10 protein-coding genes are annotated in these 13,915 nt (G+C 62.7%); 4 read left to right on the top strand and 6 right to left on the bottom strand.

Annotated features, from left to right (window positions below):
- The first annotated feature begins 51 nt into the window (after nucleotides 1-51).
- The 4 genes from ACODSK_RS14575 (at nucleotide 52) to ACODSK_RS14560 (ending at nucleotide 6,425) form a co-directional block, all read left to right on the top strand.
- Nucleotides 52-924, top strand: a complete 873-nt coding sequence (locus ACODSK_RS14575; protein ID WP_489017012.1) for an oxygenase MpaB family protein — start codon at nucleotides 52-54, stop codon at nucleotides 922-924.
- A 202-nt stretch (nucleotides 925-1,126) separates the two neighbouring features.
- Nucleotides 1,127-2,305 (top strand): acetyl-CoA C-acetyltransferase, encoded by a 1,179-nt coding sequence (locus ACODSK_RS14570; RefSeq protein WP_489017011.1) that lies wholly within the window; start codon nucleotides 1,127-1,129, stop codon nucleotides 2,303-2,305.
- Between the two features lie 77 nt (nucleotides 2,306-2,382).
- Entirely contained in the window at nucleotides 2,383-3,402 is a 1,020-nt protein-coding gene (locus ACODSK_RS14565; protein WP_489017009.1) for a class I SAM-dependent rRNA methyltransferase, read from the top strand.
- 95 nt (nucleotides 3,403-3,497) lie between these two features.
- On the top strand, nucleotides 3,498-6,425 hold the full coding sequence (locus ACODSK_RS14560; protein WP_489017008.1) for a DUF748 domain-containing protein: 2,928 nt from the start codon (nucleotides 3,498-3,500) through the stop codon (nucleotides 6,423-6,425).
- A gap of 107 nt (nucleotides 6,426-6,532) precedes the next feature.
- On the opposite strand, the gene ACODSK_RS14555 is transcribed toward ACODSK_RS14560, so the two are convergent.
- The 6 genes from ACODSK_RS14555 to infB all read right to left on the bottom strand — a co-directional run bounded on the left by ACODSK_RS14555 (nucleotide 6,533) and on the right by infB (nucleotide 13,891).
- The gene (locus ACODSK_RS14555; protein WP_489017006.1) at nucleotides 6,533-6,883 is read right to left on the bottom strand and encodes a BON domain-containing protein; all 351 of its coding nucleotides are present in this window, start codon (nucleotides 6,881-6,883) and stop codon (nucleotides 6,533-6,535) included.
- Nucleotides 6,884-7,144: 261 nt separating this feature from the next.
- Complete coding sequence (gene pnp, locus ACODSK_RS14550) at nucleotides 7,145-9,250, bottom strand: polyribonucleotide nucleotidyltransferase (protein ID WP_489017004.1); 2,106 nt, start codon at nucleotides 9,248-9,250, stop codon at nucleotides 7,145-7,147.
- A 250-nt stretch (nucleotides 9,251-9,500) separates the two neighbouring features.
- Nucleotides 9,501-9,770, bottom strand: a complete 270-nt coding sequence (rpsO, locus tag ACODSK_RS14545) for a 30S ribosomal protein S15 (RefSeq protein WP_009404303.1) — start codon at nucleotides 9,768-9,770, stop codon at nucleotides 9,501-9,503.
- Between the two features lie 150 nt (nucleotides 9,771-9,920).
- A complete protein-coding gene (gene truB / locus ACODSK_RS14540) occupies nucleotides 9,921-10,838 on the bottom strand; it encodes a tRNA pseudouridine(55) synthase TruB (RefSeq protein WP_489017002.1) in 918 nt (305 codons plus the stop codon).
- Nucleotides 10,839-10,841: 3 nt separating this feature from the next.
- Nucleotides 10,842-11,243: a 30S ribosome-binding factor RbfA gene (gene rbfA / locus ACODSK_RS14535; protein ID WP_009404301.1), complete on the bottom strand. Its 402-nt coding sequence runs from the start codon at nucleotides 11,241-11,243 to the stop codon at nucleotides 10,842-10,844.
- A 122-nt stretch (nucleotides 11,244-11,365) separates the two neighbouring features.
- The gene (infB, locus tag ACODSK_RS14530; protein WP_489017001.1) at nucleotides 11,366-13,891 is read right to left on the bottom strand and encodes a translation initiation factor IF-2; all 2,526 of its coding nucleotides are present in this window, start codon (nucleotides 13,889-13,891) and stop codon (nucleotides 11,366-11,368) included.
- Between the last annotated feature and the right edge of the window lie 24 nt (nucleotides 13,892-13,915).

Below are 13,915 nucleotides of genomic sequence, written 5' to 3'. Positions count from 1 at the left end.
CCGCTGTTTTGGGGCTGCGTTGCGGTCCCAGTCACCGGACCCAAGGTACACATGGAAATCCTGCGCCGCCGCATCGAAACCCAGCTCATGAGCCTCACCGGGCTGTCCCTCGGCCAGCTCGACCTGGAAAATCCCAAGGGCGATCCCGGCCTGTTCGGGCCGCAAAGCGTGTGCTGGCAGGTGCATGGCGACTTCCCCAGCATGCTGGTCGGCGGCATCAGCGCCCTGCTCCTGCAGGTCCTCCACCCGCTGGCCCTGGCCGGGGTCTGGGACCACTCCAACTTCCGCGAGGACATGCTCGGCCGCCTGCGTCGCACCAGCCAGTTCATCTCCGGCACTACCTTCGGCTCGACCCATGATGCGCAATGGCTGATCGAACGGGTCAAGACCATTCACCTGCAGGTGGTTGGCAACGCAGCAGACGGCACGCCCTACGCCGCCAGCGATCCGGACCTGCTGACCTGGGTGCACGTCGCCGAAGTGCGCAGTTTCCTCGCCGCCCACCTGCGCTACCGCAACCCGCACCTGAGCGATGCGGCCCAGGACATCTACTACAACGAGATCGCCCTGGTCGCCGAACGCCTTGGCGCGCGCAACGTACCCCGTTCACGACAGGAAGTGGCGGACTACCTGCGCGGCATGCGCCCGCAACTGCGTTGTGATGAGCGCAGCCTTGAAGTGGTGCGGGTGCTGTTGAATGCCCCGGCGCCGAGCCGGATGGCCAAGCCAGTCGGGGATCTGATGATGCAGGCGGGGATCGGTCTGCTGCCGGACTGGGCGGCGGACATGCTCGGTCTGAGGCATGGGCCTGTGAAACAGCGGGCGGTGGATCTTGGCTTGCACTGCGTGGCGCCGGTGTTGCGCTGGGCCATGCGCAACGGCTCGGCGCATCGGGCGCGGCGGCGGATGGGGATTATTACCTGAAGGATCAAGGTGCTGCTGATGGCCCTATCGCTGGCAACGCCAGCTCCCACAGGGGACGCGTCGAGCACAGATACTGTGGCTGGCCCCGAACCATGTGGGAGCTAGCGAACCGCCCCTTTGCCCCTCTTCTGTGCCACTATGCGCGGGCCCACCGCAGACTCAGGCGTCCTGACGCCAAAACCGACAATACAGAGGACTGAGCATGCAAGATGTCGTAATCGTCGCCGCTACCCGCACCGCGGTCGGCAGTTTCCAGGGGGCACTGGCAAACATTCCGGCCGTCGACCTCGGCGCCGCCGTGATCCGTCAACTACTGGCCCAGACCGGCGTGGACGGTGCGCTGGTCGATGAAGTGATCCTCGGCCAGGTGCTGACTGCCGGTGCCGGCCAGAACCCCGCTCGCCAGGCAGCGATCAAGGCCGGCCTGCCCCATGCAGTCCCCGCCATGACCCTGAACAAGGTCTGCGGCTCCGGCCTCAAGGCCCTGCACCTGGCCACCCAGGCCATCCGCTGCGGCGACGCCGAGATCATCATCGCCGGCGGCCAGGAGAACATGAGCCTGGCCAACTACGTCATGCCCGGCGCACGCACCGGTCTGCGCATGGGCCACGCCAGCCTGATCGACAGCATGATCAGCGACGGCCTGTGGGATGCCTTCAACGACTACCACATGGGCATCACCGCCGAGAACCTGGTGGAGAAATACGGCATCAGCCGCGAGGAACAGGACGCCTTCGCCGCCGCCTCCCAGCAGAAGGCCGCCGCCGCCATCGAAGCCCGGCGCTTCGTCGATGAAATCACCCCGATCCTGATCCCGCAGCGCAAGGGCGATCCGATCGCCTTCGCCACCGACGAGCAGCCACGCGCCGGCACCACCGCCGAGTCCCTGGGCAAGCTCAAGCCGGCCTTCAAGAAGGACGGTAGCGTCACTGCCGGCAACGCCTCCTCGCTCAATGACGGCGCCGCCGCGGTAATGCTGATGAGCGCAGCCAAGGCAGAGCAACTGGGCCTGCCCGTGCTGGCCCGGATCAAGGCCTACGCCAACGCCGGTGTCGATCCGGCGATCATGGGCATCGGCCCGGTCGGCGCCACCCGCCGCTGCCTGGAAAAGGCCGGCTGGACCCTCGACCAGCTCGACCTGATCGAAGCCAACGAAGCCTTTGCCGCCCAGGCCCTGTCGGTAGGCAAGGAACTGCAATGGGATGCGTCGAAGGTCAACGTCAACGGTGGCGCCATCGCCATTGGCCACCCGATCGGTGCATCCGGTTGCCGTGTGCTGGTGACCTTGCTGCATGAAATGATCAAACGCGATGTCCACAAGGGTCTGGCCACCCTGTGCATCGGCGGCGGCCAGGGCGTGGCCCTCGCCATCGAACGCTGATCGACGCGGGAGGGGCCGCCCGGCCCCTCCCCGCTGCGCAACTGGTAAACTGCACGCCCGCAACCAAGGCCACGTGCATGTCCTCCTTGAATCAGGCGCTGCGCGCCGCCCTCGATAACCGCCAATCCCTCCTCGCCGAACTGCATGCCCAGGGCACCGATTGCTATCGCCTGTTCCACGGTAGCCAGGAAGGCGCGCCCGGCCTCACCGCCGATCGTTACGGCCCGCAATTGCTGGTGCAGAGCTTCCACCAGACGCTGGAGCGGGACGACCTGCTGGCGCTGCACGAGACCATCGAGGCGCACCTGGGCCAGCCGCTGCACCTGGTCTACAACGACCGCTCGCGGGGCAACAGCCGGGTCGACCGGCATGACGTGGTGTACCAGGCCAGCGATGAAGCGCTGGTGGATATGGTCGGCCACGAGTGGGGCCTGAACTATCGGGTGCGCGGCCGCCATGCCGGGCAGGATCCGCTGCTGTTCCTCGATCTGCGCAACGCCCGCGGCTGGGTCAAGCAGCACAGCGCCGGCAAAAGCGTGCTCAACCTGTTCGCCTACACCTGCGGGGTTGGCCTTGCGGCGGCGGCGGGCGGTGCCAGCGAGGTGTGCAACCTGGACTTCGCCGAGGGCAACCTGGCGGTGGGCCGCGAGAACGGCGCGCTGAATCCGCAACTGCCGGCGATGACCTTCGTCCAGTCCGATTACTTCCCGGCGATCCGCCAGTTGGCCGGCCTGCCTATCAGCCAGCGCCGCGGACAGAAACTGCCGTCCTATCCCCGCCTGCAAGCGCGCCAGTACGACCTGGTGTTCCTCGATCCGCCAGCCTGGGCCAAGAGCGCCTTCGGTACCGTGGACCTGCTGCGCGATTACCAGAGCCTGCTCAAGCCCGCACTGCTGACTACCGCAGAAGATGGCGTGCTGATCTGCAACAACAACCTGGCCAAGGTCGATATGAACGATTGGCGCGAACTGGTCCTGCGTTGCGCAGAAAAAGCCGGGCGCCGGGTACGGGAATGGCAGGTGATCAGCCCCGCTAGCGACTTCCCTTCACAGGACCAGCGACCACCGCTGAAAACCCTGATACTGCACCTCGAATAAATGGACGACCAGGCTGTCGGACTCGTCCGACAGCCTTCGGAACTCGACTAACCTGCCATACTCTAAGCGTCCCGCACTTCACGCAGATGCCGCACATGCCCAAAGGATTGAAACGCGCCCTCGGCGCCTTGCTGATTGCACTGGCCCTGTACAGCCTTCTCGGCTTTTTCATCCTCCCCGGCGTCGCCCTTCGAATCGCCAACCAGCAGTTGGCCCAATACGCCACCGCTCCCGCGCACCTGCAGCGCATCGAGCTCAATCCGTTCAGCCTCGAACTGACCCTGTGGGGCCTGCAGATCGGCGAGCCAGGCAAAGAGCAGATCGCCTTCGAAAAGCTCTACGCCAACCTGCAAGTGGACAGCCTGTGGACCAAGGCCCTGCACCTGGAGCGGGTCGAACTGGTCAAGCCGCGCACCGAAGTGCTGTTTGCCAAGGACGGCCAGCTCAACCTGGCCAACCTGTTCAAGCTGCCGCCCAGCGAGCCCACGCCGGAAGAGCCGGCCAGCGGCACCTTTCCCCTGCGCATCGGCAGTATTCAACTGAAAGATGGCTACCTGTATTTCCAGGACGCACGCCCCAGCGAACCGATCGAGTTCCTGTACGACGCGATGAACCTGGAGCTGAAGAACCTCAGCACCCTGCCCGACGACAACACCGACATGACCCTGGTGGCCACCGGGCCGAACGGCGGTGAAATCGACTGGAAAGGCAGCTTCAGCCTGTCGCCGATCGCCTCCAAGGGCTCGCTGAAAATCGCCGACGCCAAGATGAAGGCCTTCTGGCCCTATGTGCGCGATGCCGTACCGCTGGTCCTGGAAGACGGCACCTACAACCTGCAAAGCGACTACAACTTCAGCCTCGGCGAGCAGACCGAACTGCTGCTGGAAAACACTGCCCTGAGCGTGTCCTCCTTCGCCATCAAGGCGCCGGATGGCCGCCCGCTGGTGCGCCTGGCCAAGCTGGATGTCAGCGAGACGTCCATCGACCTGGCCAAGCAACTGGTCACCGTCGGCAAGATTCGTAGCGACAATCTCGAAACCTGGGCAGCACTCGAAGCCGACGGGCAACTGGACTGGCAGAAACTGTTCGCCAGCCAACCGCCCAAGGCCACGGAAAAGGAGAAGGCCGAGCCAGCCGCAGCCGAGCCGACCCCGCAAGAGAAGGCCGTGGAGAGCAAGCCCTGGCAGGTCCTGCTGAAAGACACCCAGGCGCGCAACTATCGGGTTCACCTGGCCGACCGCACACAGAAAGAACCGGTCAATCTGGACATCGGCCCGCTGAACGCCGATCTGCAGAACTTCGACAGCCTCAACCAGTCGCCCTTCACCCTCAAGCTCGACAGTGGCATCGGCAAGCAGGGCAAGCTGCAAGCTTCCGGCGAGGTCAACCTGGCACCGGTCAAGGCGAGGCTGAAGGTCAGTACCCAGGACATCGACCTGCGCATCGCCCAGGCCTATATCAGCCCGTTCATCCGCCTGGAACTGCGCAGCGGCATGCTCGGCAGCGACCTCGACGTCGACCTGAAAAGCACCGAGCCGCTGGCCTTCAGCGTCGCAGGCAAGGCCCGGGTCAACCAGTTGCACACCCTCGACACCATCAAGGACCGCGACTTCGTCAAATGGCAGCAGCTCGATCTCGATGGCATCGACTACCGCCATGGCGACGCTCTGAGCATCGCCAAGGTCAATCTGCAACAGCCCTACGCTCGTTTCATGATCAACGAGGATCGCACCACCAACGTCGATGACCTGCTGATTCCACAACCGGCCGACAAGAGTGCCAAGCCACAGGCCAGGACCGCCGCCGCAAACGACAAGCCGCTCGGCATCCGCATTGGCCAGATCGATATCAACGACGGCTCGGCCAACTTCGCCGACTTCAGCCTGACACCCAACTTCGCCACCGCCGTGCAGCAGCTCAACGGCCAGATCGGCACCATCGACAACCGTCAGCCGGTGCCGGCCAAGGTCGACGTCAAAGGCAAGGTCGACCGCTATGCGCCAGTCACCATCAAGGGTGCACTCAATCCTTTCAACCCGCTGGCCAGCCTGGATATCGCCACCAGCTTCAAGCGTGTCGAGCTGACCACACTGACGCCCTACTCCGGCAAGTTCGCCGGTTTCCGCATTCGCAAGGGCCGGCTCAACCTCGACCTGCATTACCTGATCACCAACGGCCAGCTCAAGGCCGAGAACAAGGTGGTGGTGGAGCAGCTGCAATTGGGCGAGAAGGTCGACAGCCCGGATGCCGTGGACCTGCCGATCCGCCTGGCGGTGGCCCTGCTCAAGGACACCGAGGGCAAGATCTCCATCGAACTGCCGGTGTCCGGCGACCTCAACAATCCACAGTTCAGCGTGATGCCGATCGTCTGGCAGACCCTGCGCAACCTGGTGCTACGCGCGGCACAGGCCCCCTTCAAGTTCATCGGCGGGTTGATTGCCGGCGGTGGGGCCGAAGATCTCGGCAACGTGGCCTTCGCTCCGGGCTCCAGCGAGCTGGCAGCCGACACCCAGGGCGCACTGGACAAGCTGGCAGCGGCGCTGAAGGAGCGCCCGGCCCTGCGCCTGGAAATCGAAGGTACCAGCGCACAGAGCAGCGATGGCCCGTTGATCGCCGAGCAGCGTCTGGAGCGTGAGTACCAGAGCACTTACTACAAGATGCTGCAACGCCGCGGCGACAAGGTGCCTGCCCAGGCTTCGCTGCTACAGGTGCCGGACGACGACAAGCCGGCCATGCTCGAAGGCATCTACCGCACGCGCCTGAAACAGCAACCGCCGAAGGAATGGGAACAGCTGGACACCAAGCAGCGCGTGGCCAACATGCGCGATGCCGTGCTCAAGACTTGGGCGGAAAGCAGCGTGTTGCTGCGCCAGTTGGGTCAGGCCCGGGCCAGCAGCATCAAGGATTACCTGGTGGACAAGGGCAAGCTGGAGGACGACCGCGTCTACTTCGTCGACGCCACCCTCGGCCAGGCGGAATCCGACGGCCGTGTCATCACCCCCCTGCATCTGGACGCCGAATAACCTCGTCCCGCAAAAAGGTGAGCCCCGGCGCATGGCCGGGGCTCGGGGTGCCCAAGTCCCTTTGGGCGGTCGCATGAACCGTCAGGATCAGCGAGCGGGACAATCCATCAGTTGGCTTTCAGGCCGTCAGCCGAAACGGCCTGGACGCCTTTGATTTTCTTGGTGATGGCTACAGCCATGTCTTTCTGAGCGTCGGTTACGGCTACGTCGGACGACAGGGAGACCACACCTTTGTTGGTTTCGACCTTGATGTCGGAGCCAGGAATGCCTTTCTCGGTCAGCAGGTCGGCTTTGACCTTGGTGGTGATCCAGGTATCGGAAGTAGCTTCCTTGGCCTTGGTCACCTCAACGGCTGCGAGGGTCATTGGAGCCTGGGTGGACTGTTGAGCGAACGCTACGTTGGCCATGGTCAGGGACAGGGCGGTAGCGGTGGCAGCAGCAATAGCGAACTTCTTCATACGAGACACTCCTGTTTTTCGAAAAGTCCTGCGCCGATAGGTCCTGGCTGCAGGGGGTAACAGGGTTATTGCAGGGGCTGTGCCAGTTTTTTCTTAATAAAAATACGTTTAAAAACAACAACTTATAAAAAATAGAAATCTGCAGGATCGTGCAATTTGCAAGTTGCCGCCTGATTGCGCATGCAAGATGCAAGCGGCTCCAGCAATTCGCGCGCATAAAAAAAGGATCCCCGAGGGGATCCTTTTTTTCGAAAGCCGGACTTAGACGCCCGAAGCCTTCGCAGCAGCCACGTCCTTGATGGACAGCTTGATACGGCCGCGGTTGTCCACGTCCAGTACCAGTACTTCAACTTCCTGGCCTTCCTTCAGGATGTCGGTGACTTTCTCGACGCGGGCATCGCTCAGCATCGAGATGTGCACCAGGCCGTCCTTGCCCGGCAGGATGTTGACGAAGGCACCGAAGTCGACGATGCGCTCTACCTTGCCGACGTAGATCTTGCCGATCTCGGCCTCGGCGGTGATGCTCAGTACGCGCTGGCGAGCTGCCTCGGCCGCGTCCTTGGTTTCACCGAAGATCTTGATCGAGCCGTCGTCTTCGATGTCGATCGAAGCCTTGGTTTCTTCGCAGATGGCACGGATGGTCGCGCCGCCTTTACCGATGACGTCACGGATCTTGTCGGTGTCGATCTTCATCGCGATCATGGTCGGCGCGTTTTCCGACAGCTCGCTGCGGGACTGGGCGATGATCTGGTTCATCTGGCCGAGGATATTCAGGCGCGCTTCCAGGGCCTGGCCCAGGGCGATTTCCATGATCTCTTCGGTGATGCCGTTGATCTTGATGTCCATCTGCAGCGCGGTAACACCCTTGGCGGTACCGGCAACCTTGAAGTCCATGTCGCCCAGGTGGTCTTCGTCACCCAGGATGTCGGTCAGGATGGCGAACTTCTCGCCTTCTTTAACCAGACCCATGGCGATACCGGCAACCGGCGCCTTCATCGGTACACCGGCGTCCATCAGGGCCAGGGAAGCACCGCAGACCGAAGCCATGGAGCTGGAGCCGTTGGATTCGGTGATTTCCGATACCACGCGGATGGTGTACGGGAATTCGTCAGCGGCTGGCAGCATGGCCTGGACCGAACGACGGGCCAGACGGCCGTGACCGATTTCGCGACGGCCAGCACCGCCCATGCGACCACACTCGCCCACCGAGAACGGAGGGAAGTTGTAGTGCAGCATGAAGGGGTCTTTCTTCTCGCCTTCCAGGGTGTCCAGCAGCTGTGCGTCACGGGCAGTGCCGAGGGTCGCAACGACCAGGGCCTGGGTCTCGCCACGGGTGAACAGTGCGGAACCGTGGGTCTTCGGCAGAACACCAACTTCGATGTTCAGAGGACGAACGGTCTTGGTGTCGCGGCCGTCGATGCGTGGCTTGCCGTTGACGATGTTTTCGCGAACGGTGCGGTATTCGATTTCGCCGAAGATATCTTTGACTTCGGAAGCCGAAGGCTGCCCCTCTTCGCCGGAGAACTTGGCGACGGCCTGGTCGCGCAGTTCGCCCAGGCGAGCGTAACGGTCGGCCTTGACAGTGATGGTGTAGCCCTGGGAAACGGCGTCGCCGAATTCAGCGCGAACAGCGTTCAGCAGTTCGGTGTTGGCAACCGCTGGTTTCCAGTCCCAGGTCGGTTTGGCGGCTTCGGCGGCGAATTCCTTGACGGCCTGGATGACGGCCTGGAATTCGTCGTGGGCGAACAGTACGGCGCCCAGCATCTGGTCTTCGGTCAGCTCTTTGGCTTCCGATTCAACCATCAGAACAGCGTCGGAAGTACCGGCCACGACCATGTCCAGGCTGGAGGCAGCCAGTTGCTCGTAGGTCGGGTTCAGCAGGTAGCCGGTGCTTTCATGGAAGGCAACGCGAGCGGCGCCGATCGGGCCTTCGAACGGAATGCCGGAGACAGCCAGGGCAGCCGAGGTACCGATCATCGCAGCGATGTCCGGATCGGTCTTCTTGCTGGTGGAGACGACGGTGCAGACGACCTGCACTTCGTTCATGAAACCTTCAGGGAACAGCGGACGGATCGGACGGTCGATCAGGCGCGAGGTCAGGGTTTCCTTCTCGGAAGGACGACCTTCACGCTTGAAGAAACCGCCAGGGATCTTGCCGGCAGCGTAGGTCTTTTCCTGGTAGTGCACGGACAGAGGGAAGAAGCCCTTGCCAGGATCAGCCTGCTTGGCACCGACCACGGTCACCAGCACGGTGACATCGTTGTCGACGGTGACCAGCACAGCGCCGGATGCTTGACGAGCGATACGGCCCGTCTCGAGGGTTACGGTCGATTGACCGAACTGGAATTTCTTGATTACCGGGTTCACGGTTTCCTACCTTTTTTCAGTTACTTGGGGGAACTGGTTTCTTGCGAATTCTTGGGCAGAACGGGGAATCGGCCCCATTGACCGTCCAGATAAAACTAGAGGTTGGGAGCCTGCCCTGCCCTCGCGCAAAGCGCTCCGGCGGAACAGCCAACCAACCTCTCGGATACGCGGGGTGCGTTCACCTGCCGAGGAACCGAAGCCCCCGGCCGACGACCGCAGCACGCCGCGCACACCACTGGTCAGGCCGCTATTAGCGACGCAGACCCAGACGACCGATCAGGGCGCTGTAACGGGTGGTGTCTTTACCTTTCAGGTAGTCCAGCAGCTTGCGGCGCTGGTTTACCATGCGGATCAGACCACGACGGGAGTGGTGGTCCTTGCCGTTGGCCTTGAAGTGGCCTTGCAGCTTGTTGATGTTGGCGGTCAGCAGAGCAACCTGCACTTCCGGGCTACCGGTGTCGCCGGCGGCTTGCTGATAGTCGGCAACGATCTGAGCTTTTTCTTCAACGCTGAGTGCCATTTGGCTTTCTCCAAATCAACGGAAACCCGAAGGCTTCCAACAGGCCAGGGACAAGCCCTGTATTTAAGAAAATGAGGTGTGACCATGCCTGTTGACAGCCACCCTCGTGTCCACCAGTACCTGGCCTGGGCCCTGCACTGACGGTTTCGATCATTCCGACCGAATCAGTCGACGCGGCGCGATGCGCCCGTCTTCGCTCACTTCACCGATACCGATGAAGCGACCGTTGTGATCCTGAACGCGGACCATGCCGAATTTCGGCGCGTCCGGCGAACGTACTGGCTGACCATGCAACCAGTAGAAAGCACTGTGCTCGGAGAACTGCAGCAACGGCCAGTCCTGCAGACCGCTGTCGGATGGCATCAGGAAGCGGTCGATCGCTTCGTTGCCACCTTCGGCATGAGCCGCCTCGAGCTCTTCGAGGGTCACGGTCTGGGCCAGCTCGAACGGTCCGGCCTGGGTCCGGCGCAGTTCGGCGACATAAGCGCCACAGCCCAGAGCCTCGCCGATATCCTCGACCAGGGTGCGGATGTAGGTGCCTTTGCTGCAACCGACGGACAGGCGAACCCGAGTGCCTTCGCACTCCAGCAGGTCCAAGCGGGTAATAGTAACAGAACGCGCTTCACGCTCCACTACTTCCCCTGCACGAGCCAGTTTGTACAACGGCTGGCCATCACGCTTGAGCGCCGAGTACATCGGCGGTATCTGGCTGATTTCACCACGGAATTGTGGCAGCAGCGCTTCAATATCCGCGCGACCAACGGTCACGTCGCGGGTGCGCAGGATCTCGCCTTCGGCATCCGCAGTGCTGGTGGTCTGTCCCAGTTGCATGACCGTCTCGTAACCCTTGTCGGAATCGAGCAGGTACTGGGAGAACTTGGTGGCTTCGCCGAAGCACAGCGGCAGCACGCCACTGGCCAGCGGGTCGAGGCTGCCGGTGTGACCGGCCTTCTCGGCATTGAGCAGCCAGCGGACCTTCTGCAACGCGGCGTTGGAGGTGAACCCCAGCGGCTTGTCGAGCAGGATGATGCCGCTGACGTTACGGCGGATGCGTTTGACCTGGGCCACCGGTTACTCCTTGTCGCTGTCCGGAGCGTCGGCGCTCTGGTGCAGGCTGTCCTCGGCAACGGCGCGCTCGATCAGGGCCGACAGGTGGGCACCGCGGCTGACGCTTTCGTCATAGTGGAAATGCAGTTGCGGCACGCTGCGCAGCTTCATTTCGCGACCGAGCTGCATGCGCAGGAAACCGGCTGCGGAGTTGAGGACCTTCAGGCTTTGCTGGATCGCATCGTCACCTTCCTGGCCCATGACGGTGATGAACACCTTGGCATGGCCAACATCGCGGCTGACGTCGACGGCGGTGATGGTCACCAGGCCGACACGCGGATCTTTCACTTCACGACGGATCAGTTGGGCCAGCTCGCGCTGCATCTGATCGCCGATGCGTTGGGTACGGCTATATTCTTTTGCCATGTCTTGCTACCTGTAACTAAAGCGGCAAACGCCCGGTCAGGCATGAAGCCTGACCGGGCGTTGCGTTCAGAGCATCCAGCGGGGCTTTGCAGCCGCCGGCCTGGCGCTTCCAAGCTCGCGCATCAGAGCGTACGAGCCACCTGGACTTTCTCGAAGACCTCGATCTTGTCGCCGATCTTGACGTCGTTGTAGCTCTTGACGCCAATACCGCACTCCATGCCGTTACGGACTTCGGAGGCATCGTCCTTGAAGCGGCGCAGCGATTCCAGCTCGCCTTCGAAGATCACCACGTCTTCGCGCAGTACGCGGATCGGGCGGTTACGGTAGACCGTACCTTCCACGACCATGCAACCGGCGATGGCGCCGAACTTCGGCGAACGGAACACGTCACGCACTTCGGCGATACCCAGGATGTTCTCGCGAACATCGCTGCCGAGCATGCCGGTCAGGGCCTTCTTGACGTCTTCGATGATGTCGTAGATCACGTTGTAGTAACGCATATCCAGACCTTCCTGCTCGACGATCTTGCGCGCACCGGCATCGGCACGCACGTTGAAGCCGAACAGGACCGCATTCGAAGCCAGCGCCAGGTTGGCGTCGCTCTCGGTGATACCACCGACACCGCCGGCGACCACGCGAACCTGTACTTCGTCGTTGCCCAGGCCACCGAGGGAGCCTTGCAGAGCTTCGAGAGAACCACGAACGTCGGCCTTGAGGACGATGTTGAGGGTCTTCTTCTCTTCCTGGCCCATGCTTTCGAAGATGTTTTCCAGCTTGCCAGCATGCGCGCGAGCCAGTTTGACTTCGCGGAACTTGCCTTGACGGAACAGGGCGACTTCACGGGCTTTCTTCTCGTCGGCCACAACGCTCAGTTCGTCACCAGCATCCGGGGTGCCATCCAGGCCGAGGATCTCGACCGGGATCGACGGGCCGGCTTCCTTAACAGGCTTGCCGTTCTCGTCGAGCATGGCGCGGACGCGGCCGTAGTTGGAACCGCACAGGACCATGTCGCCCTGACGCAGGGTACCGTCCTGAACCAGCACGGTAGCGACCGGGCCGCGGCCCTTGTCCAGACGCGATTCGACCACCACGCCACGACCTGGAGCGCTCGGCATGGCCTTGAGCTCGAGGATCTCGGCTTGCAGCAGAACGGCTTCGAGCAGTTCGTCGACACCGGTACCCATCTTCGCCGAAACCTTGACGAACGGAGTGTCGCCACCCCAGTCCTCGGAGGTCACGCCGTGGACGGCCAGTTCGTTGCGGATGCGATCGAGGTCGGCACCCGGCTTGTCGATCTTGTTCACCGCAACGACCAGAGGTACACCGGCAGCCTGGGCGTGCTGGACGGCCTCGACGGTCTGCGGCATCACGCCGTCGTCCGCCGCAACCACCAGGATCACGATGTCGGTCGCCTTGGCACCACGGGCACGCATCGCGGTAAACGCGGCGTGACCCGGGGTATCGAGGAAGGTGACCATGCCGCGGTCGGTTTCCACGTGGTAGGCACCGATGTGCTGGGTGATACCACCGGCCTCGCCAGCAGCAACCTTGGCACGACGGATGTAGTCGAGCAGCGAGGTCTTGCCGTGGTCGACGTGACCCATGACGGTCACAACCGGCGCACGGGAAACGCTCTCGCCTTCGAACTTCAGCGATTCTGCCAGGGAGTCTTCCAGGGCGGTGTCGCTGATCAGGGTGACCTTGTGGCCCAGCTCTTCGGCGACCAGCTGAGCGGTCTCCTGGTCGAGCACCTGGTTGATGGTCACCGGAGTGCCCAGCTTGAACATGAACTTGACGACTTCAGCGGCCTTGACCGACATCTGTTGTGCCAGTTCGGAAACGGTGATGGTTTCGCCGATGGTCACGTCGCGGATAACCGGACCGGTCGGGTTCTGGAAACCATGAGCGTTACGCTTCTTCGGCTTGGCCTTGCCACGACCGCCACGACGGAAGCCATCGCTTTCTTCGTCGGTAGTACGTGGGGCAGCACGTGGGGTCGGAGCCTTTTCCTTCTCCTTGACCTTGACCGAAACGCGCGGCGCTTCGTTGCGACGCTCGCCACCGCGACGGTCGTCGTCACGGGCACGATCGTTGCGACGGTTGTCGTCTTTCTTGCGCTCGCCGGCCGGAGCAGGAGCCGCAGCCTCGACGGCAGCCGGAGCAGGAGCCTGAGCCACTGGCTGTGCAGCCGGAGCTGGCGCCGCAGCGACTGGAGCAGCCACAGGCTTCTCGGCAGCCTGGCGACGGGCTTCTTCCTCGGCGCGCTGACGCGCTTCGGCTTCGGACTTCTCGCGCGCGGCATTTTCCACGGCGCGGCGCTCTTCCAGTTCACGCTTCTGCTCGGCCTGGATCTCTTCCGGGCTGCGCTGAACGAAAACCTTCTTCTTGCGTACTTCTACGCTGATGCTCTTGCTGCCGGCAACACGCAGGGTGCTGGTGGTCTTGCGCTGCAAGGTAATCTTGCGCGGCTCTTCCACTTTCGCCTTGTGGCTGCTCTTCAAATGGGTCAGCAGAGCCTGCTTTTCACTATCGCTCACCAGCTGACCGGCGTCGGTGTGCGGCAGACCTGCCTCACGCATCTGCTGCAGCAGGCGCTCTACCGGTGCAGCGACCTCTTGGGCCAGTTCTTTCACCGTGACTTGCGTCATGCACTTCTCTCCTCAGGCCAGCCT

This window comes from Pseudomonas sp. FG98 (assembly GCF_057808595.1).
The sequence above is the reverse complement of the archived record's forward strand: the minus strand, read 5'-3'. Positions and strand labels throughout refer to the sequence as shown.